Genomic DNA, 21,412 nt, shown 5'->3' with positions numbered 1-21,412 from the left:
CCCCGCCCCCCCCCCCCCCCCCCCCCCCCCCCCCCCCCCCCCCCCCCCCCCCCCCCCCCCCCCCCCCCCCGCCACCCCACGGAATCCTCGCTTTTGAAGTTGACGTTGCCCTTGCTTGAAAGCCTCTGCGGGTGCCGGGCGCCGCCCGGCCGACTTCCGCCACTTGCGGTGGCAGCGACGGCCCACTAGCCTTCGGCCGTCGTTCACCACCCAAGGACCGCCCGTGAAACACCGTCATCTCCTGCTGGCCTCGGCAATCGCCGCCGCCACGCTGGCCCTGGCCGCCTGCAAGAAGGAAGCTGCCCCAGGCACCGATACCGCCAGCAGCAGCGCCCCGGCCGGCGAAACCGCCGACCAGTTCGTGGCCCGCATCAATGCCGAATTCAAGGCCGCCTACCCGGAGATGACCTCGGCGCAGTGGCTGTCCTCCACCTACATCAACAGTGATTCGGAACGCATCGCGGCCAAGGCCAACGAGCGCTCGCTGACCCAGCTCAACAGCTGGATCGAACAGGCCGCCACGTTCGACGGCAAGCCGATGAGCGAGGACAGCAAGCGCGCGATCCACCTGCTGAAGCTGATGTCCTCGATGCCGGCACCGCGTGACCCGGCCAAGCTGGCCGAGCTGACCCAGATCGCCACCCGCATGGAAGGCAGCTACGGTGCCGGCAAGTACTGCACCGACGCCAACGATCCCAACTCCTGCCGCCAGCTGGGCGAGCTGGAGCAGGTGCTGGCACGCAGCCGCGATTACGACAAGCAGCTCGACGCCTGGCAGGGCTGGCACAGCACCACCAAGAGCATGCGCGGCGACTACCAGAAATTTGTCGGTCTGGTGAACGAAGGTGCCAAGGGCATGGGCTTCACCGATGCCGGCCAGATGTGGCGCAGCGGCTACGACATGCCGCCGGAGCAGATCGGCCCGGAAACCGACCGCCTGTGGGAGCAGGTGAAGCCGATGTACGAGCAGCTGCACTGCTACGCACGCGGCAAGCTGGACAAGACCTACGGCAAGGACAAGGCCGAAGTGGGCAACGGCCTGATCGCCGCGCACCTGCTGGGCAACATGTGGCAGCAGGACTGGTCCAACCTGTGGGACCAGCTGGAACCGTACCCGGGTGCCGGCAGCCTGGACATCACCGCAGCGCTTGAAAAGCAGTACCAGACCAATCTGAGCGCGGCGCTGGCCAAGGCCGGCAAGGATGCCAACGTAGCGGCGCAGTACAAGGCGCAGCGCGAGGCCGAACTGCGTACCGCCAAGCAGATGACCGAACGCGCGCAGGACTTCTACGTGTCGCTGGGCATGCCTTCGCTGCCGCAGTCCTATTGGGAAAAAACCCAGTTCATCAAGCCTGACGACCGCGACGTGGTCTGCCACGCCAGCGCATGGGACATGAACATGGAAGGCGACGTGCGCACCAAGATGTGCATCAAGCCGAACGAAGAGAACTTCACCACCATCTACCACGAGCTGGGCCACATCTATTACGACCTGGCCTACAACCCGCTGCCGCCGCTGTTCCAGGGCGGTGCCAACGATGGCTTCCATGAAGCGATCGGCGACACCATCGTGCTGGCGATGACGCCCAAGTACCTCAGCTCGATCGGCCTGGTCGATGCGCCGACCGAAAGCCGCGAGGCGGTCATCAACAACCAGATGCGCATGGCGCTTTCGGGCGTGTCGTTCCTGCCGTTCGGGCTGATGATCGACCGCTGGCGCTGGGGCGTGTTCGATGGCTCCATCACCGCCGACAACTACAACAAGGCGTGGTGGGACCTGAAGGCCAAGTACCAGGGCGTGGCGCCGGCCAGCACCCGTGGCGAAGAGTTCTTCGATCCGGGCGCTAAGTACCACGTGCCGGGCAACACCCCGTACACCCGCTACTTCCTGGCGCGCATCCTGCAGTTCCAGTTCTACAAGGGCCTGTGCGACGCGTCCGGCTACAAGGGTCCGCTGCATGAGTGCACCTTCTACGGCAACAAGGAAGCCGGCCAGAAGTACTGGGCGATGCTGAGCAAGGGTGCCAGCCAGCCGTGGCAGGCCACGCTGAAGGAGCTGACCGGCACCGACAAGCTCGATGCCGGCCCGATGATCGAGTACTTCACTCCGGTCAACGAGTGGCTGAAGCAGCAGAACGAAGGCCAGATGTGCGGCTGGCAGACCAACGCGGCCCCGGCGGCGAAATGAGAAAAGGGGCGGATCCGCGAGGATCCGCCCCTTTCTGGTAGTGCCGGCCGCTGGCCGGCAACTACGCGATGAAGACCCAACGGGCAGCCGGCCAGCGGCCGGCTCTACCGAAATGCCTGTCAGCTGTTCTTCTTCGCGGCCATCGCGGCGGCCAGTTCGGCCTTGAATTCCTCGAAGGTCTGGCCCTTTTCCTTCGCTTCGGCCTGCGCCGCATCACGCAGCGCATCGGAGTACATCAGGCGCACCGGCGTGCCCTTGCGCTCGTGCAGCTCACCGGCCTGCATGATCAGCGCCAGCACCTGCGCAGCGCTCTCGCTGTGGCCCGCGATGCGGCCGTCCATGCCCAGCACCCATTCGCCATCGCGGCGCACTACACCGGCCAGCAGGGTGCGCTGCGCGTCGCGCAGTTCGGCATGCGGTTCCACCGGCGAAGCCTGCGCGGCGGCCTTGTTGGCGGCCTGCTTTTCCTGGCGACGGCGCTGGTCGCGGCGGGTCTTGGAGCTGGTGGACATGGTGCGGTACCGCTGCGAAGGGGGGCGCAAGGATAGCGCACCCCGCCCGCAGCGCTGCTTCACGCGTGCTCGATCCAGGCCGGTCAGTCCAGCACCTTGCCGTGCCGCCAGTAGCCCATGAAGGTGATCGCACGGCGGTCCAGCCCGCAATCGCGCACCAGGTGGCGGCGGATCGCCATCACCGCCCCCGCCTCGCCCGCTACCCAGGCATACAGCGGCCCGGCCACGCGGGTATCGGCCTGCTCCCAGAGGATCTGCGTATCGACGTCGATCTCCTCCAGCGCATCGCCGGCAGCCACGCCCGAGGCCGCTGCCAACCGCGCCTGCACCGCCTGCAGCAACGGCTGTCCGTAGGCGGCCTGCCCGCGCGGAAGCCAGACCAGCTCGGCACTGGAGGGCGCCTTCAGGTGCACCGCATCACCGGGCTGCGCCACCTCCAGCAGTGCCAGCGTGCGCGGTGGGTCCACCATGGCCGACAGCTCCTCAAGGATGCCGGCCACCGCAGGCAACGCGGTTTCATCGGCCACCAGCAGCACCTGGCCAATGCCGACCGGCGGTTTCCACTCCCAGCCTTCGCTGCTCTCGGCGCAGTCGGCGTCCGGGGCCAGCAGCACCACACGGTCTCCCGGCCGTGCATGCATGGCCCAGCGCGAAGCGGGCCCGGTCACGCCGTGGATGACGAAATCGACGTCGACCTCGCCCTGCTCGGCGCGTAGCTGGCGGATCGTGTAGGTGCGCATCGGCGGGCGCTGATCATCCGGCAGCGCCCGGTAGCGCGGGTACCAGTCCTCGCCGCTGGGGACCTGCGGCAGGTCCTGGCCGGGCAAGGGGAAGAACACCTTGATGCGCTGGTCCGGGCCTTCGGTCTTCATCCGCGCCACGTCGGCACCAGTGAACACCATGCGGTCCAGGGAAGGGGAGAGAACGCGGCGCTCCTTCAGCGCCACCTCGAACAGGCGGTAGGTCTGCTTCGCAGCCATGGGGGAACCTCATGCAACGACATCGGATTGGCTGGCTGTCGTGCATCCACGCACCGGCTGGCTGGAGTGCCCAGCCTAGTCCGGTGGTTTCCCGTCGCAAGCGCTGCCGGCGTCGCGGCCTGCCCTACCCCTGCACGCTGCTCAGTGACCCGTGCAGACTGCCTGCGCCGCGCGTTCACGTTGGTGTTCCCAGTACCAGAACACAAAACCAGCACCGAAGAAGGCGGCCTGGCCCAGCGCCAGGTGCAGCGGGCTGGCGCTCAGCAGCGGCGATACCACGCCGGCCACCACGGTGCTGATCATCAGCTGCACGAACGCCTGCAGCGACGAGGCCAGGCCGCGCTGGTGCGGGTACATGTCCAGCACCGCCAGCGCCAGGATCGGGAAAATCAGCGCCATGCCCATGCCGCCCAGGAAGATCGGCAGCACCGCCCACGGCAGCACGAACTGCGGGGCCAGCGCCACGTAGCCGACGTTCAGGAGCACCGACAGCGCGCACAGGACGAAACCGATGGCGACCTGGCGGGTGGGCGTGGTGTGCCCGGCCATGCGCCCGGACAGGAACGAGCCGGTGGTCATGCCGCCGATGGTGGGGATGAACAGCCAGGCGAAGCCGCCCTCGCCCAGATGCAGGTGCTGCATCACGAACACCGGCGCCGAGGAGATGTACAGGAAGATGCCACCGAAGCCGATGCTGCCGGCCAGCGCCAGGCGCAGGAAGCGCGGGTTGAAGCCGATGCGCAGGTAATCACGCATCAACGTGCGCGGCGACAACGGCACCCGTGCCTCCACCGGATGGGTTTCCGGCAGATAGCGTGCGGTCGCCGCCAGCAGCACCAGCGCGAACACCACCAGGAACCAGAAGATCAGTGGCCAGCCGGCGCCGCTGAGCAGGATCCAGCCGCCGATGATCGGTGCGATCGCCGGGGCGATGCCGAACAGCATCGACACCTGGCTCATCAGGCGCTGCGCGTCGTGGCCATGGTAGAGATCGCGGATCACCGCACGACCGACGATCATGCCGACACCTGCCGACAGGCCCTGCAGCGCGCGGAACGCAAGCAGCGTGGTCAGGTCGGTGGACAGCGCACAGCCAACCGAAGCGCCGACGAACACCACCAGGCCGCCGAGGATCACCCACTTGCGGCCCCAGGCATCGGACAGCGGGCCATGCGCCAGGCTCATCAGGCCATAGAACAGCAGGTACACGCTGATGGTCTGCTGCACCGCCACCTCGTCCACCGCCAGGCGCTGGGCCAGCTGCGGGAACGCCGGAAAGATGGTGTCGATCGAGAACGGACCGAACATGGCCAGGCCGGCGAGCAGCAGGGCCATGCGACGGGTGGAGGGAGCAACAGCGGCGGTCATGGGGAGGGCGTCCGGCAGGGCCATGCGCGGCACGCACGGCGGGCGCCGGTCCCCTTCTGCAGGGACGGCGCCAGATGAATTGGGGTATCCGCCCATCATAGGTGGGGATTGCGCCCGATGCCATGCAGCGGTGCACAAAACGCACGGCCGGGCCATCGGCCATTCAGGCGCGGTGGCCGTGCCTGGAGGCGGCCGGCGGGCCCGCAACGGGCTATAATCAGCGGGCAACACGGTGGGAGAAGCGGAACACCGCTGCCGAAGGCGCAACGCCCGTAATCGCTCAGGCCCGATACCACCCGTAACAGAACTCTGGAGAGACCGGTTCGATCCGGCGCCGAAGGGGCACGAAGCTGCGGTTCGCTGCGCTTCCAAACTCTCAGGCAAAAGGACAGAGGGGCGCCCCGCAGACCGCCGACCGGCGGCTTGTGCCCGTGCGTGTGCCCTTTCCTGACGGATCCTTCGCCATGTCCCAGAACACCCCTTCCCTGCGTGAGCTCGAGCACCACAATGCGTTCGTCGAGCGCCACATCGGCCCCAACGACGCCGAGATCGCGCAGATGCTCGATGTCGTCGGCCACGCGTCGCTGGATGGCATGACCGATGCCATCGTGCCGGCCAAGATCAAGTCGCCGGCGCCGCTGGCGCTGCCGGAGTCGATGACCGAAGTGCAGGCACTGGCGAAGATCCGTGCGATCGCCGACAAGAACACCGTGCTGCGCAGCTTCATCGGCCAGGGCTACTACGGCACCCACACGCCGAACGTGATCCTGCGCAACATCCTGGAAAACCCAGCCTGGTACACCGCCTACACCCCGTACCAGGCGGAAATCTCGCAGGGCCGCATGGAAGCGCTGATCAACTTCCAGACCCTGTGCGCCGACCTCACCGGCATGGAAATCGCCAACGCCTCGCTGCTGGACGAAGCCACTGCCGCCGCCGAAGCGATGACCCTGGCCAAGCGTTCGGCCAAGTCGAAGTCGGACACCTTCTTCGTGCACGACGCCGTGCACCCGCAGACGCTGGAACTGCTGCGCACCCGCGCCGAGCCCATGGGCATCGTGCTGCGCGTCGGCACTCCGGCCGAAGCGCTGGAAGCGGAAGCCTTCGGCCTGCTGCTGCAGTATCCGGATACCTTCGGCCAGGTCGGCGACTACAAGGCGCTGGTCGATGCCGTGCACGCGCGCGGCGGCCTGGTGGCCGTGGCCACCGACCTGCTGGCCCTCACCCTGCTGGCAGCCCCCGGCGAATGGGGCGCGGACATCGTGGTCGGCAACAGCCAGCGTTTCGGCGTGCCGTTCGGCTTCGGTGGCCCGCACGCGGCCTTCATGGCCTGCCGCGATGCCTACAAGCGCTCGATGCCGGGCCGCCTGATCGGCGTCTCGGTCGATGCCCAGGGCAACCCGGCCTACCGCCTGACCCTGCAGACCCGCGAGCAGCACATCCGCCGCGAGAAGGCCACGTCCAACATCTGTACCGCACAGGTGCTGCTGGCGGTGATGGCGTCGATGTATGCCGTCTACCACGGCCCGGAAGGCCTGACCCGCATCGCCCGCCGCACCCATCGCCTGGCCTCGATCCTGGCCGCCGCGCTGCGCAACGCCGGTGTGCAGGTCGGTGGAGACTTCTTCGACACCCTGCATGTCACCGGCGTGCACGCCGATGAGATCCATGCCAAGGCCCGCGCCGCCGGCTACAACCTGCGCGCGATCGACAGCGACTCGGTCGGCATCAGCCTGGACGAAACCACCACCCGCGCCGACATCGTTGCCGTGGCTGCCGTGTTCGGTGCCACGCTGGATGTCGATGCGCTGGATGCCCGCACCGCCGATGCGCTGCCGGCCGGCCTGCTGCGCCAGTCCGCGTTCCTGACCCACCCGGTGTTCAACACCCACCACAGCGAGCACGAACTGCTGCGCTACCTTCGCTCACTGGCCGACAAGGACCTGGCGATGGACCGCACGATGATCCCGCTGGGCTCGTGCACCATGAAGCTCAACGCCACCGCCGAGATGATCCCGGTGACCTGGCCGGAGTTCTCGCAGATCCATCCGCTGGTGCCGGCCGACCAGGCGCTGGGTTACAAGGAACTGATCGACACGCTGGAAGCGATGCTGGTGGAATGCACCGGCTACGACGCAGTCAGCCTGCAGCCGAACTCCGGCGCGCAGGGCGAGTACGCCGGCCTGCTGGCGATCCGCGCCTACCACCGCTCGCGCGGTGAGGAACATCGCGATATCTGCCTGATTCCGGACTCGGCGCACGGCACCAACCCGGCCTCGGCACAGATGTGCGGCATGAAGGTGGTGGTCACCAAGACCGATGCCAACGGCAACGTCGATGTCGAGGACATCCGCCTCAATGCCGAAAAGTACAGCGACCGCCTGGCCGCGATCATGATGACCTACCCGTCCACGCACGGCGTGTTCGAGGAAGAGGTGGTGGAGATCTGCGAGATCATCCACAAGCACGGCGGCCAGGTGTACACCGACGGCGCCAACATGAACGCCCTGGTCGGCGTGGCCAAGCCGGGCAAGTGGGGTTCGGACGTTTCGCACCTGAACCTGCACAAGACCTTCTGCATCCCCCACGGCGGTGGCGGCCCGGGCGTCGGTCCGTGTGCGGTCAAGGAGCACCTGGCCCCGTTCCTGCCCGGCAAGCTGGGTGACCACGGCCCGGTCGGCATGGTCAGCGCAGCCAGCTTCGGCAGCGCCTCGATCCTGCCGATCAGCTGGATGTACATCGCGATGATGGGCCGCGATGGCCTGCGCAAGGCCACCCAGGTCGCGCAGCTCAACGCCAACTACATCGCCAAGCGCCTGGCTCCGCACTTCAAGACTCTGTATACCGGCCGCAACGGCCTGGTGGCGCACGAGTGCATCCTGGACGTGCGCCCGCTGGAAAAGACCAGCGGCATCGGTGCCGAGGACGTGGCCAAGCGCCTGATCGACTTCGGCTTCCATGCCCCGACCCTGAGCTTCCCGGTGGCCGGCACGCTGATGGTGGAGCCGACCGAGAGCGAATCGCTGCACGAACTGGATCGCTTCATCAACGCGATGATCCAGATCCGCGAGGAAATCACTGCGATCGAAGACGGCCGCCTGGATCGCGAGGACAACCCGCTGAAGAACGCACCGCACACTGCCACCGCAGTGACCGCGAGCGAGTGGACCCACGCCTACCCGCGCGAACTTGCCGCCTTCCCGCTGGCCAGCCTGAAGCAGAGCAAGTACTGGCCGCCGGTGGCGCGTGTGGACAACGTGTACGGCGACAAGAACGTGATGTGCGCCTGCATCCCGGTCGATGCCTACAAGGATGATGAAGTCGAGGCTTGATTCCTCACTGCATTGGTAAAGAAAACGGCCCGCGCAAGCGGGCCGTTTTCATAAGGGCGTGTGGACCAAGGTCCACACCCACACACATCCGATCACGGGTCCGGCATCTGGCCCAGGCTCAACTGCCACGACACGCCGAAGCGGTCCTGCACCCAGCCGTAGCGGTTGCTGAATTCGTAATCGCCCACCGGCATCAACCAATGCCCGCCCTCGCCCAGCACGCGCGCGGCACGCTCGAACTGTTCGGCGCCGGAGCACTCCACGAACAACGAGATCGACGGCGAGAAGGTGAAGTCGTGCACGTCAAGGCTGTCGAAGCACAGGTAGTGGGTGCCACCGAGCAGGAAAATGGCCTGGCGGACCTGTCCGGGTACGCCAGCGCCGGCGCCGTCCGGATGGCGCTGCATTGCCAGCAGGCGGAAATCGGCGAAGGCCTCGGCGTACAGGGCCAGGGCGGCCTCGGCCTGGCCGGTGAACATCAGGAAGGGACGGCTGCGCAGCATGCGGTACTCCTGGTCGACGGGCCGGCGACGGCCCACGCAATCAGGATGGCACGGCGGATGTATGCCTGCTGTAGAGCCGAGCCCATGCTCGGCTGGAGACTGCACAGACAGCAGCCGACCGTAGGGTCGGCTCTACAACGGGGATCACGCCTCGCGCATGCGCCGTGCGATGGCGCTGCTGGCGGCGATCGTGGCAGTCAGTGCCACCATCGACAGGAACTGCAGGCGGGTGTGCGACTCGCTCAACAGCAGGCCGAAGATCAGTGCCAGAATCGCCAGCGCGCAGCAGGTCAGCCACGGGAAGCCGGCCATGCGGAACGGCAGGCGGGTGCCCAGGCGATCCGCGCGGCGGCGCAGCACCAGCTGCGAGACCAGCGACAGCGTCCACACCAGCAGGCAGGTGGAACCGACGATGTTCAGCAGCACCGGCAGCACCCGGTCCGGGAACAGCAGTTCCATCACCGTGGCGGCAAAGCCGAACAGCACGCTGGCCAGCACGGCGATCACCGGCACCTGGCGCGGATCGGTCCAGCCCAACACGGCCGGCGCTTCACGACGCTGCGCCAGCGAATACATCATGCGCGAGGCGCCGTAGAGGTTGGCATTGAGCGCCGACAGCAGCGCGATCACCGCGATCAGGGTAATGGCGGTGCCGGCGCCCGGAATGCGGGCGATATCCAGCACCGCAGCGAACGGCGACTTCAGTGCCTCGCTGGTCCACGGCACCACGGCGATGATCACGCTCAGCGAGCCGATGTAGAACACCAGGATGCGCCAGGCCACCGTGCGGATGGCACGGGCAATGCTGCGTTCCGGGTCTTCGGTCTCCGCCGCCGCAACGGCCACGATCTCGGTACCACCGAAGGCAAAAACGACAACCAGCAGTGCAGCGCCAATACCGGCCAGGCCCTTCGGGGCGAAGCCACCGTGCTCGGTGAAGTTGCTCAGGCCCGGCGAGGCCACCTGCGGCAGCCAGCCCATCAGCAGCGCCACGCCGATGGCGATGAAGGCCAGAATCGCCGCCACCTTGAGGATGGCGAACCAGAATTCGAACTCGCCGAAGTTCTTCACCCCGAGCAGGTTGATCGCGGTGAAGAACAGCATGAACGCCAGCGCTGCCATCGGTACCGGCACCGCAGGCCAGACCGTGGCCAGCAGCCCGGCCGCGCCTACCGCCTCGGCGGCGATCACGATCACCAGCTGCACCCACCACAACCAGCCGACCGTGGCGCCTGCGGTGGCGCCCATGGCGTCGGCTGCATACACCGAGAACGCGCCGCTGGTGGGCTTGGCCGCCGCCATCTCACCCAGCGCGTTCATCACGATGATCACCAGCGCACCAGCGACCAGGTACGACACCAGCACCGCCGGACCGGCCGCCTGCACACCCACGCCCGAGCCGAGGAACAGGCCGGCGCCGATGGCACTGCCCAGGCCCATCATGATCAGCTGGCGGGGCTTGAGCGAATGTCCGAGGCGGGACGGCGAAGCGGTCGGAATCGAGTTGGGCATCGGCGGGGCTGGCGGCGGGCTACAGGGGCGACACCTTACCCTGTCCCGTGCCCACGGGGATAGGCACAGCGCAGCAGGCGGCTCAGGCCAGCGCCGGCTCGCCGACGTTCCCACCGATACGGGCGCGATAGGCACGTGGCGAGAAACCGGTTTCAGCCTTGAACTTGCGGGTGAAGGCGCTCTGGTCGCTGAAACCGCATGCCTGGCCGATGCAGGCGATGCTGTCGTCGCCATGCAGCAGGTGCATGGCCATCTGGATCCGCAGCCGGGTCAGCACCTGCTGCGGGGTCATCTGGAACACCTTGCGGAAGCTGCGCTCCAGCTTGGACAGCGAGAAACCGGTGATGTCCAGCAGGGTCTGCATGCGCACATTCTCGGCGTAGTGCGCATTGAGGTGGGCCAGCGCCAGCCGCAGCTGCTCGTACTGGGTGCCGAGGCTGTCCTTCTGGCCGAGGTCGCGGGAAATGCCGATCAGCCCCTCGATGGCCCCATCGACCACCAGCGGGCGCTTGCAGGTCAGGCACCAGCCCGGTTCGCGGTTGGCGAACAGGTGCAGCTCCATCAGGTTCTCGATCACCTCGCCGGACAGCACGCGGGCGTCCTGGTCGACATAGTCCGCACTGAGGCCGGTCGGGTAGATCTCGGCCGCGGTACGCCCGATCACGTCCTTGCGCGCGCGCAGGCCCAGCCGCCGCAGCATGGTCTGGTTGACGTGGGTGTAACGCCCCTGAAGGTCCTTGATGAAGAACAGCACATCCGGGATGGCGTCGAACAGGGCTTCGATGTCGGCGGGCTCGACTCGCATGGGGCAAGCATACCCGAGCCTGCTTTTGCCTGTACGTTCACCTTTGCCGGACCTCGGTTTAACGGGTCCGGTTCCAGTGTCGTGGTTCACTTTGAGCATCCGGAGCCAACGTCAATGGCCGCCAGCAAGCCGACCGGCAAGCGCGCAACCACCCACGCCGAAAACCACCACCGGGGCAACGGTGATGAACTGCACCAGCAGGCCGGGGGCGGCCATCCGGTGATGACCACCGATCAGGGCATCCCGGTGGCGGACAACCAGAACTCCATGCGGCAGGGAGCTCGGGGGCCCACGCTGCTGGAGGACTTCATCCTGCGCGAGAAGATCACCCACTTCGATCACGAACGCATTCCCGAGCGCATCGTGCACGCACGTGGCAGCGCGGCACATGGCTACTTCGAACTGACCCGATCGCTGAAGGCGCATACCCGAGCGCGCGTCCTGACCGAGGTAGGCGTGAAGACACCCGTGTTCACCCGCTTCTCGACGGTAGCCGGTGGCGCAGGCTCGGTGGACACCCCGCGCGACGTGCGCGGCTTCGCAGTGAAGTTCTATACCAAGGAAGGCAACTGGGACCTGGTCGGCAACAACATCCCGGTGTTCTTCATCCAGGACGCGATGAAATTCCCGGACCTGGTGCACGCGGTGAAGATGGAGCCGGACCGTGCCTTCCCGCAGGCGGCCACGGCCCACGACACCTTCTGGGATTTCATCTCGCTCATGCCCGAGTCGATGCACATGATCATGTGGGCGATGAGCGATCGCGCCATCCCACGCTCGCTGCGCATGATCGAGGGCTTCGGTGTCCACAGTTTCCGCCTGCTGAACGAGGCGGGGGAGTCGACCTTCGTCAAGTTCCACTGGCGGCCGAAGCTGGGCATCCAGTCAACGGTCTGGGACGAAGCGCTGAAGCTGCAGTCGGCCGACAATGACTTCCATCGCCGTGACCTGTTCGAGGCCATCCAGCGCGGTGTCTTCCCGGAATGGGAACTGGCAGTGCAGCTGTTCACGGAAGAAGAGGCCGACGCATTCCCGTTCGATCACTTGGACCCGACCAAGATCATTCCCGAATCGCTGGTGCCGTTGCAGGTCATCGGGCGCATGGTGCTGGACCGCTGGCCGGACAACTTCTTTGCCGAGACCGAGCAGGTGGCCTTCTGCCCGGCCAACGTGCCGCCGGGCATCGACTTCAGCAACGACCCGCTGCTGCAGGGGCGTCTGTTCTCCTACCTGGACACCCAGCTGCTGCGCCTGGGCGGCCCGAACTTCCACCAGATCCCGGTGAATGCGCCCAAGTGCCCGTTTGCCAATCATCAGCGCGACGGCCACATGCAGATGCAGGTTCCCAAGGGCCGGGTGGCATACGACCCCAGTTCGCTGCAGGAAGACACACCGCGCGAGACGCCTGCCGGATTCCGCAGCCATGCCAGCGCCGACGATGGCCGCAAGGGCCGCACCCGCGCGGAGAGTTTCGCCGACCACTACAGCCAGGCGCGCATGTTCTTCCGCAGCCTTGAAAAGCCGGAACAGGCCCATCTGGCATCGGCGCTGGTGTTCGAGTTGTCCAAGGTGGAAACGCTGAAGGTGCGGGTACGCACCGTCAGCCACCTGCGCAACATCGATGACTCACTGGCGCAGAGCGTGGCCGATGGTCTGGCGTTGCCTGCACTTCCCGACCCCGCGCCGACTGCCACCCCGGTGCGGGACATGCCCCCCGCCCCCGAGGTGCGCGTGATCGGGCGCAACAAGCCTACCCTGCAGGGTCGCTGCATCGGCATTCTGTTCGATGAAGGCTCCGACGCCCGCATCATTGCCAGCCTGAGCAAAGCTGCCAAGAAGGCAGGTGCAGACGTGAAGCTGGTCGCCCCCAAAGTGGGGGGTGCCACGCTCAGCGATGGCGCGCTGCAGGCGGCGGATGGGCAGCTGGCGGGCACCCCGTCGGCCGTGTTCGATGCAGTAGCCGTGGTGCTCAGCCCGGAAGCCGCGAAGGCCTTGTCGAAAGAGAGTGCAGCCGTCGAATTCGTCAGCCAGGCGTGGGCACACCTGAAGGCCATCGCCAGCGACGCGGGCGGCCATGCGCTGCTGAAGGCGGCAAGGGTCGGCAACGACGCCGGCATCGTCGAAGCGGAAGACGCCAAGGCATTCCTGGCGGCGGCCGCCACCCGCCAGTGGGCGCGCGAACCCAAGCTGCGCCTGCTGGCCTGACTACAACAACAGGAGAACTGTCATGCCCCGTGGTGACAAATCCGCATATTCCGATAAACAGAAGCGCCAGGCCGAGCACATCGAGGAAAGCGAGCGCGAGCGCGGTGCCAGCGAAGGCACGGCCGAGCGCATTGCCTGGGCGACCGTGAACAAGCAGGATGGTGGTGGCAAGCGTAGCGGCAGCGCGCGCAAGGGTACGAAGAAGGCGACCCGCAAGACGGCTGCCAAAAAGGCGCCTGCCAGGAAGTCGGCCACAAAGAAGGCCACACCCAAGACGGCAGCGAAGAAGGCACCTGCGAAGAAGGCGGCGGCAAAGAAGGCACCGGCCCGCAAGACAGCCACGAAGAAGGCGACAAAGAAGACGGTGGCCAAGAAGGCCAGCACTCCCGCCTCGCGTAGTGCTGCCGCGAAGAAGGCGGCGAAGACCCGTGCAGCAAAGAAGACCGTGCGCAAGGTGGCGGCGAAGAAGGCAGCACGTACCCGCGCGCGCGGCTGAGCCCTTCGATCAGGGCGACAGCGTCCTCATCCACGCGGCAACTTCGGCTGCAGCTGCGTCGGCGCGCGCCTGCAGCAGCAGATGTGGCCCCTCCAACGCCACATGGCGGGCATTGGGCAACAAGGCCTGCAGCTCGGCCACGCTGGGCGGCCACAGCAGGCGGTCCTGCAGGGCATGCAGGCACAGCGTCGGCAACGCGAGTTCCGGCAGCAGTGCACGAACATCCACCCGCAGCGTCGTCGCAGCACGCTGGCGCAGGGTTGCAGCCGGCACCTGCGCGATTGCCAGGCCCAGTTCACGCAGCTTCGCGCGCGTCCGCCATTGCCCCAGCAGCAACCGGGCCATCAACGCGAGTGGGGGCAACGGCCATGCTGGGGCCAGTATCCGTGCGCTCGCCGCAGGCAGCGGCAGCGGCCGCCGTGCGAAGGTCGTACTCAGTACCAACCCATGCAATCCAGGCAGCCCGGCCACCGCCAGTTCGATGGCCAATGGTCCGGCGAACGACTCGGCCAGCAGCACAAAAGGAGATGCCGGAAGCTGCGGGCGCAGGATCGACGCCAACGTCGTGTAGTCCTGCGGCCCCTGCGCGGGCATCGGCAGTACCTGCATCTGCATGCCCTGCGCCTGCATTGCCTCTACGAAGTGCGCCGACAGCAGGCCGGTGCCATCCAGGCCTGGCAGCATCACGACCGGCAGCATCACGGCATTCATCACGTTGATCACCCTTCAGGTTTCTTCGCACGGCTCCCTGCCTGCAGCTTCACGCATTGGCTCCGCCCAAGGAAGTGCACGGCGGCACACGCGGCGCTACGCTGGTGGTCCCGACGGAACGAAGAAGGCGGCATGCGCAAGCCACGCTGGCTCAGCTGGACCAGCATCGCCGTATGCACACTCTATCTCGCGCTGACCACCTGGCTGGTGCTCGATGCCCAGGCCAACAGCGACCCCAAGAGCGCCTACATCCTCATGCAGCTGCCGATGATGCTGAAGACCGCAGCACTCAACGCCATCGGCATGGGTGGGTGGCTTTCCGGAAAGACCTGGACGACCGTCTACCTGCTGGTGATGCCCCCTACCCTGGTCGCGCTGTATGCCGTGGGTGCCATGCTCGGCAGTGTCCTTGAACAATGATGGCGATGTGTCGGCCTGTCTGAGCAGGCAATGGGAATACGGCCGCTCAGGGCGGCCGTATTCCTGTCACGGGTTCAGCAGTCTGCTCAGGCTGCGCGACGCGGCACGGCCGAAGCCGCTGCGCCTTCCACCTTGAACACCGACACCGACGTGGTCAGTGCATGCGCCTGCTCTTCCAGCGCGCGACTGGCAGCGGTGGCCTCTTCCACCAGGGCGGCGTTCTGCTGGGTTACCTGGTCCATCTGCACCACCACCTGGTTGACCTGCTCGATGCCGGCCGCCTGCTCCTTGCTGGCTGCGGCGATGTCGCTCATCAACTGCGTGGTACGCGAACTGGCCTGGGCCACGCGCGCGATCGCGGCTTCCGATTCAACGGTCACCGCCAGGCCACTCTTCACCTTGGCAGCAGCGTCTTCGATCAGCTCCTTGATCTCCTTGGCGGCGACACCGGCACGCTGTGCGAGCGTACGCACTTCGCTGGCGACCACGGCAAAACCGCGGCCCTGCTCACCCGCACGTGCGGCTTCCACCGCAGCATTCAGCGCCAGGATGTTGGTCTGGAACGCGATGCCGTCGATCACCGTTGAGATCTCCGAAATGCGTGCCGAAGACTGGTCGATCTCACCCATGACCGACGCCATCTGTGCCATCGCCTGCTCGGTCTCGCGCACCGCGGCGCCAGCCGCATGCGCTTCGCTGTCGGCCTGACGCGCCAGCTCGGCGTTCTGGCGCACGGTGGAGGTCAGTTCCTCCATCGATGCCGCGGCCTCTTCCAGGTTGGCGGCCTGCTGCTCGGTGCGGCGCGACAGGTCGTTGTTACCGGCGGCCAGTTCCTGTGCCGCGTTGTTGATGCTGTCGGCAGCCACCTGGATGCCCCGCACGATGCCGGTCAGCTGAGCGGTGGTGGTGTTGGCGTCGTCGCGCATACGGGCGAACACGCCGTCGTACTCGCCGTCCATGCGTGCAGTCAGGTCACCGTGCGAGATCGCGCGCAGCACGTCGGAAACATCGGCGATGCTGGCCTGCGAACTGGCCATCATGCCGTTGAGGTGTTCGACCATCGCCTTGAACTGGTACTGGAACGCAGCGGCATCGCCACGCATGCTGAAATCACCAGCGCGCGCGGCACGGGCCAATTCATCGATCTGCGCGTTGATCGCCATCAGGCTCTGCTTCACTGCGGCCAGGGTGCGGGTCAGCGTGCCCTTCTCGCCCGGATAGTCCGGCAGGTCGCGGCTGAGGTCACCGATGGCGTAACGCTGCATCACTTCAGCCATCAGCAGTTCCACCTGCACGTGCGATTCGACCAGGCTGTTGGTGGCCTGCACCATGCGGCCGAAGTCGCCCGGGAACGCCGTGACGTCCATGCGATAGCGGATCGCACCGGCCTCGTGCTGTTCGGCCATCTGCAGCTGTGCGCCGATCGCCGCCTGCACGCTCTGCCGCACGCTGGCCATGGCTTCACCCAGCTGGGTCAGTTCATCGCGGCCGCCGAGACGGAACTCCTGGTCCAGCTGGCCCTTGGACAGACGCTCGGCCAGGTTCACCGCTCGGGCCAGCGGCCCAGTCAGGCTGCGGCCGATCATCACCGAGGCACCGATGCCCACCAACAGCGCGACGCCGCCCAGCACCAGCAACTGCAGCAGGCTGCGCTCGCCCAGGCGGATCGCTTCGGCGGCCGCATCACGGCTTTCCTTCTCTTCGAAGTCCACACCATCGGACAGCGCCTTGTTCCAGCCATTGGCCGCTTCCTGCACCGGGCCCAGGGTCAGCGCCACGGCGCCCGGGTAATCGCCCTGCTCCATCAGTTCGCTGGTCTGCTTGTTGAGCGGGCGCGCAATGGCACGCTTGGCCGCGATGGTTTCGGCGATGGCCTTGCCGTCGGCGTCACTGGGCAGTGCCTGGTAGCTGGTCCAGCTGGCCTCATAGCGCTTGACCAGGTCGGCAATGCGCTGCTCGTCGCTGCCGCGGTCTTCGCCTTGGCGGATCAGCATTTCGCGGCGCACGACCATCATCTGGTTATTGGCATCGAGCATCTGCGACAGCAGGCGCACCTTGGCCACGCTGACGTCGACCACCTGCTGCATCGCGCGCTTCTGCACGACACTGGCGGTGGCGCCGGTGGCTACCACGGCGGCAACCAGCAACAACAGCAGGCCAAAGCCCAGCCCAAGACGCCAGGCAACCCTGACATTCCTCAAGTAATTCATCGGTACATCCAAAACGGGGGGATGCGCCCCTATCGGCTGCGCCGCCGGCATTCTTGATCGGCAACATGCACGGGCGTCGGCAGCCGTTCACCTTGGTGATGCCGCGCACGGCGCTTCTGCGACAAGGGCCCGGGCCACGCCAAGGCTGCCCTGCTCATGCCAGCATCAGGTTGCTTTCACGGGGGCTGCGCAGCCTCTCCGGGCAGGGTGGAGCTGCCATCTGCCGGAGACCTCCATGCCCGTACACCGCCCCGCCCTGCTCGCCCTGTCCTTGCTGATGTCCCCCGCCTTCGCGCAGGTGCCGCCGCCGGCCCAGCTGCCGGAGCCCATTGCCGAGAAGGCCGGACCCGATACCGCGGCGCGCTCGCCGCTGCACGCCCAGGTGCTTCTGGATCGTGCCAATTTCTCCCCGGGCGAGATCGATGGTGAAGTCGGCAGCAATCAGCGCCGGGCCGTGGCAGGCTTCCAGGCAGCCCACGGCCTGACGGTGAGCGGAGAGCTGGACGACGTCACCTGGAAGGCACTGCAGGCCGATGCGACCACACCGCTTGCCAGTTACACGTTGACCGCCGAGGACGTGGCCGGCCCGTTCCAGCCGGTTCCGAAAGGACCAGCCGCACAGGCCAAACTGAAGGCGCTGGGCTACGGCAGCGTGGAGGAATCGCTCGGCGAGCGCTTCCATGCCTCGCCGGAACTACTGAAGGCGCTCAACCCCGGCGTCGACCTGGGCAAGGCCGGCAGCCGCATCCAGGTGCCGAACATCACCCCGGCGCCGCTGCCGAAGGCGGCCAAGGTGGTGGTCGACAAATCCGATTCCACTCTGCAGCTGCTTGATGCAGCGGGCAAGGTGATCGCGCAGGTACCGGTGTCTTCGGGCAGCCAGCACGATCCGCTGCCGATCGGCGAATGGAAGATTCTCGGCGTGTACCGTGACCCGCCGTTCCACTACAACCCGAAACTGTTCTGGGATGCCCGCAAGGGCGAAAAGAAGGCCACCCTGCCGGCAGGCCCGAACAATCCCGTGGGCCGGGTCTGGATCGACCTGTCCAAGCCGCATTACGGTCTGCACGGCACGCCGGTACCCGGCCATGTCGGCAAGACCGAATCGCATGGCTGCGTGCGCATGACCAACTGGGACGCGCTGCGCGTGGCCGATGCCGTCGATACCTCCGTCCCCGTGGTGATGCAGGAGTGAGCCGATGCGTCTTTCGCAGCTGATCGTGCTGGGCGTGCTGCTGGGTGTGGGAATGGGCTGGTGGCTGCGCCGCGATGCCACTGAACCCACGGCGGCGGCCACGCCTGCAACACCGCTCACCGTAGTGGCAATGCCAGCGGCGGAAGCGGCCACAGCGCGTGCGCCGCTGCCAGCCAGCGTCGACGCAGCACCGGACGGTCTGCTGCTGCCGGTGCAGGGCGTACTGCCCTCGCAGCTGCGCGATACCTTCACCGATGCCCGAAGCGAGGGTCGCGTGCACGATGCCATCGACATCATGGCCGATGCCGGTACGCCGGTGCTGGCGGTGGCCGACGGCACGGTGGAAAAACTGTTCAACAGCGAGCGCGGCGGCCTGACGATCTACCAGTTCGAGCCCAGCGGGCGCTGGTGTTACTACTACGCCCACCTGCAGCGCTATGCCGATGGGCTGGCCGAAAAGCAGGTGATCAAGCGCGGTGAAGTGATCGGCTACGTCGGCAGCACCGGCAACGCCAGCGCCGATGCCCCGCACCTGCATTTCGAGGTGCATGTGCTGGGGCCAGAGAAACAGTGGTGGAAGGGAGTGTCGATCAACCCCTATCCCCTGCTGAAGTCGGCGGCATTGATGCCCGGCGCTGCCAGCGCCGCACCACCAGAGTAAAGACAGCCAACGCAGCCCCTGGAATCAGCAGGAACAGCGCCGCCACCTTCCAGAAGAAGAACGGCCACAGCCAGAGGTAGTCCAGGTCGGTCAGCTTCAGCAGATCCAGCGGTGGCTGCAGCTCGATGTCTGCCGCGCGCCCCGCCAGCGCCGGGTCCACCTCCAGCACGGTTACCCGTAGCCATGAGCGGCCGCGTGGCAATGCGTCGCCGCGGCCATAGCCAAAGTAGGACGCCATGAGGCCGCTGGACTCAACCGATGCCAGTCTGCGGTTGATGCCCTGCCCGGCCACTCCCGAACGCTCTCCTGCGCGGAAGTCTCCATGATCAGTGGGAGTCTCGATGCGCAGCAGCACTTCAGGGTCAGCCTCAGTACCGTCTGCGGCATAGCGCAGGCGCAGGCGCAGTTGGTCATCGATGAGGCGGTAGACGGCTATCTGGGCGGTTGCGCCAGGACTCAGCACCAACGGCACCGTCTGCGTGCGCGACGCCAGGGCATTGGCAGTCGCACCCAGCACCAGTACCAGGCAGGCGATGCCCCACAGGCTCCACAGCACCCACAGGGTGATCCGCACGATCGTCTCGCCTTTCACGCTGACATCCTGGTCATCGCGTCGCTTCCCCACTGGCCTTGGCCACACAGTAACGAAAAAGCCCCGCTTGCGCGGGGCTTTTCCTGTCACCTACGCCGGGCAGCGCCCGGTGCTACCTCAGGCGAACGGATCCTGCAGGACCATGGTGTGGTCACGGTCGGGGCCGGTGGAGACGATGCTGATCGGGCAGCCGGCCAGCTCTTCCAGCGAACGCAGGTAGGCACGTGCGGCCGGCGGCAGGTCGTCCCAGTTGGTGATGCCGTGGGTGTTCTCGCTCCAGCCCGGGAACTCCAGGTACACCGGGGTGCAGTCTTCCCAGCCCTGTGCGTCCAGCGGCGCGTACTCGGTGCGCTTGCCATTGTATTCGTAGGCGATGCAGACCTTCAGCTTTTCCATGCCATCCAGCACGTCCAGCTTGGTGATGCACAGGCCGCTGATGCCGTTGATGGCCACGGCGCGCTTCAGCGCGACGATGTCCATCCAGCCGCAACGACGCGGGCGGCCGGTCGAGGCACCGTATTCGGCACCGCGGTCACGGATGCCCTGGCCGACTTCGTCGTCCAGCTCGGTCGGGAACGGACCGCCGCCGACGCGGGTGGCGTAGGCCTTGGCGATGCCCAGCACGTAGTCGATCGAATCGGCGCCGACGCCGGAACCGGCCAGCGCACCACCAACGGTGGTGTTGGAGCTGGTGACGTACGGGTAGGTGCCGTGGTCGATGTCCAGCAGCGCACCCTGCGCGCCTTCGAACAGCACGCGCTTACCCTGCTTGCGCAGGTCGTGCAGGATGCCGGCCACGTCCGACTTCATCGGCTGCACGTATTCGCCGAAGGCCAGCGCTTCGTCGAAGGTCTTCTGGAAATCGACCGCATCGGTGTTCAGATACTTGGTCAGCACGAAGTTGTGGTAATCCAGCGCAGTACGCAGCAGCTCTTCCAGCTGCTTCGGGTAATGCAGGTCGGCGATGCGGATGCCGCGACGCGCCACCTTGTCTTCGTAGGCCGGGCCGATGCCACGGCCGGTGGTGCCGATCGCCTTGCCGCCGGCAGCGCGCTCGCGCGCCTGGTCCAGGGCGATGTGGTACGGCATGATCAACGGCGCGGCCGGGGAGATCTTCAGGCGCGAACGCACTTCCACGCCGGAGGCTTCCAGCTCGGCGATTTCCTTCTGCAGCGCGGCCGGCGAGATCACCACGCCGTTGCCGATCAGGCACAGCGCATCGTCACGCAGGATGCCCGACGGGATCAGGTGCAGGACGGTCTTCTTGCCGTTGATGACCAGGGTGTGGCCGGCGTTGTGGCCGCCCTGGAAGCGCACGACGGCGCCGATTTCCTCAGTGAGCAGATCGACGATCTTGCCCTTGCCTTCATCGCCCCACTGGGCACCAAGCACTACGACAGACTGACCCATGACGGGCTCCTCATATGTTGCGGCCATCGGGGCCGCGGACGGTTGAACCGTGGCGGGGCTGGCCAGCACCTGGAGGGCGGCTCCAAACGGGGAGCGGCCGGCGATGGAAGGCCCAGACACGGAAAAAGCCGAACGGGGAGGCCCGTCCGGCTTTTGTGCATTATCCGGGTTTCCGGGGTCCGCTGCCACCTTTCCGACGGACGGCTTCACCGGCCGGTCAGGCGCCTCCCCGGTAGTGGGGGGGGGGGGGGGGGGGGGCCGCCCCCCGGGGGGGCCCCCCCGCCGGCCCCCGCGCCGACGCCAGCACCCCCC

At 66.7% G+C, this 21,412-nt stretch carries 17 protein-coding genes and 1 riboswitch; of the genes, 7 read left to right on the top strand and 10 right to left on the bottom strand.

All coding sequences use genetic code 11. The annotated features are described in order from the left end of the window. The first annotated feature begins 223 nt into the window (after positions 1-223). Positions 224-2,188 carry a M2 family metallopeptidase gene (locus tag ACJ7C5_RS13865; RefSeq protein WP_093999731.1) on the top strand — a complete coding sequence of 655 codons (1,965 nt, stop codon included), beginning with the start codon at positions 224-226 and terminating at the stop codon, positions 2,186-2,188. Between the two features lie 119 nt (positions 2,189-2,307). Here the strand turns inward: ACJ7C5_RS13865 and ACJ7C5_RS13860 are convergent, their stop codons facing one another. The 3 genes from ACJ7C5_RS13860 to ACJ7C5_RS13850 form a co-directional block, all read right to left on the bottom strand. Beyond that, complete coding sequence (locus tag ACJ7C5_RS13860; RefSeq protein ID WP_014038106.1) at positions 2,308-2,700, bottom strand: hypothetical protein; 393 nt, start codon at positions 2,698-2,700, stop codon at positions 2,308-2,310. 83 nt (positions 2,701-2,783) lie between these two features. Beyond that, complete coding sequence (locus ACJ7C5_RS13855; RefSeq protein WP_412704222.1) at positions 2,784-3,680, bottom strand: siderophore-interacting protein; 897 nt, start codon at positions 3,678-3,680, stop codon at positions 2,784-2,786. A 141-nt stretch (positions 3,681-3,821) separates the two neighbouring features. Beyond that, entirely contained in the window at positions 3,822-5,048 is a 1,227-nt protein-coding gene (locus ACJ7C5_RS13850; RefSeq protein ID WP_412704221.1) for a multidrug effflux MFS transporter, read from the bottom strand. A 299-nt stretch (positions 5,049-5,347) separates the two neighbouring features. After that, a riboswitch (glycine riboswitch) is annotated at positions 5,348-5,450 on the top strand. 62 nt (positions 5,451-5,512) lie between these two features. On the opposite strand from ACJ7C5_RS13850, the gene gcvP reads away from it, so the two are divergent. Continuing rightward, entirely contained in the window at positions 5,513-8,380 is a 2,868-nt protein-coding gene (gene gcvP / locus ACJ7C5_RS13845; RefSeq protein WP_412704220.1) for an aminomethyl-transferring glycine dehydrogenase, read from the top strand. A gap of 92 nt (positions 8,381-8,472) precedes the next feature. On the opposite strand, the gene ACJ7C5_RS13840 is transcribed toward gcvP, so the two are convergent. The 3 genes from ACJ7C5_RS13840 to ACJ7C5_RS13830 form a co-directional block, all read right to left on the bottom strand. Next, complete coding sequence (locus tag ACJ7C5_RS13840) at positions 8,473-8,883, bottom strand: VOC family protein (RefSeq protein ID WP_093999728.1); 411 nt, start codon at positions 8,881-8,883, stop codon at positions 8,473-8,475. Between the two features lie 144 nt (positions 8,884-9,027). Further along, positions 9,028-10,395: an amino acid permease gene (locus tag ACJ7C5_RS13835; RefSeq protein WP_088026784.1), complete on the bottom strand. Its 1,368-nt coding sequence runs from the start codon at positions 10,393-10,395 to the stop codon at positions 9,028-9,030. A gap of 82 nt (positions 10,396-10,477) precedes the next feature. After that, on the bottom strand, positions 10,478-11,200 hold the full coding sequence (locus ACJ7C5_RS13830; protein WP_032127825.1) for an AraC family transcriptional regulator: 723 nt from the start codon (positions 11,198-11,200) through the stop codon (positions 10,478-10,480). A 114-nt stretch (positions 11,201-11,314) separates the two neighbouring features. On the opposite strand from ACJ7C5_RS13830, the gene ACJ7C5_RS13825 reads away from it, so the two are divergent. After that, entirely contained in the window at positions 11,315-13,405 is a 2,091-nt protein-coding gene (locus ACJ7C5_RS13825; RefSeq protein WP_412704219.1) for a catalase, read from the top strand. 22 nt (positions 13,406-13,427) lie between these two features. Continuing rightward, the gene (locus ACJ7C5_RS13820) at positions 13,428-13,901 is read left to right on the top strand and encodes a hypothetical protein (protein ID WP_412704218.1); all 474 of its coding nucleotides are present in this window, start codon (positions 13,428-13,430) and stop codon (positions 13,899-13,901) included. A gap of 9 nt (positions 13,902-13,910) precedes the next feature. Here ACJ7C5_RS13820 and ACJ7C5_RS13815 read toward each other — a convergent pair whose 3' ends face one another. After that, positions 13,911-14,624 carry an alpha/beta fold hydrolase gene (locus tag ACJ7C5_RS13815; RefSeq protein WP_412704217.1) on the bottom strand — a complete coding sequence of 238 codons (714 nt, stop codon included), beginning with the start codon at positions 14,622-14,624 and terminating at the stop codon, positions 13,911-13,913. A 120-nt stretch (positions 14,625-14,744) separates the two neighbouring features. Between ACJ7C5_RS13815 and ACJ7C5_RS13810 the strand changes: the two genes are divergently transcribed. Next, complete coding sequence (locus ACJ7C5_RS13810; protein WP_412704216.1) at positions 14,745-15,032, top strand: hypothetical protein; 288 nt, start codon at positions 14,745-14,747, stop codon at positions 15,030-15,032. Positions 15,033-15,118: 86 nt separating this feature from the next. On the opposite strand, the gene ACJ7C5_RS13805 is transcribed toward ACJ7C5_RS13810, so the two are convergent. Next, the gene (locus ACJ7C5_RS13805) at positions 15,119-17,242 is read right to left on the bottom strand and encodes a methyl-accepting chemotaxis protein (RefSeq protein WP_412704215.1); all 2,124 of its coding nucleotides are present in this window, start codon (positions 17,240-17,242) and stop codon (positions 15,119-15,121) included. A 235-nt stretch (positions 17,243-17,477) separates the two neighbouring features. Between ACJ7C5_RS13805 and ACJ7C5_RS13800 the strand changes: the two genes are divergently transcribed. After that, positions 17,478-18,437: a L,D-transpeptidase family protein gene (locus ACJ7C5_RS13800; protein WP_097049359.1), complete on the top strand. Its 960-nt coding sequence runs from the start codon at positions 17,478-17,480 to the stop codon at positions 18,435-18,437. A gap of 4 nt (positions 18,438-18,441) precedes the next feature. Then, positions 18,442-19,098: a M23 family metallopeptidase gene (locus ACJ7C5_RS13795; RefSeq protein ID WP_412704214.1), complete on the top strand. Its 657-nt coding sequence runs from the start codon at positions 18,442-18,444 to the stop codon at positions 19,096-19,098. Here the strand turns inward: ACJ7C5_RS13795 and ACJ7C5_RS13790 are convergent. Continuing rightward, complete coding sequence (locus tag ACJ7C5_RS13790; protein ID WP_097049357.1) at positions 19,028-19,690, bottom strand: hypothetical protein; 663 nt, start codon at positions 19,688-19,690, stop codon at positions 19,028-19,030. The genes ACJ7C5_RS13795 and ACJ7C5_RS13790 overlap by 71 nt on opposite strands. 117 nt (positions 19,691-19,807) lie before the next feature. After that, positions 19,808-21,100: an adenylosuccinate synthase gene (locus ACJ7C5_RS13785; RefSeq protein ID WP_014038120.1), complete on the bottom strand. Its 1,293-nt coding sequence runs from the start codon at positions 21,098-21,100 to the stop codon at positions 19,808-19,810. Positions 21,101-21,412: the final 312 nt, after the last annotated feature.

The organism is Nocardiopsis yanglingensis, from assembly GCF_045809185.1.
Taxonomy (GTDB): domain Bacteria; phylum Pseudomonadota; class Gammaproteobacteria; order Xanthomonadales; family Xanthomonadaceae; genus Stenotrophomonas; species Stenotrophomonas yanglingensis.
The sequence above is the reverse complement of the archived record's forward strand: the minus strand, read 5'-3'. Positions and strand labels throughout refer to the sequence as shown.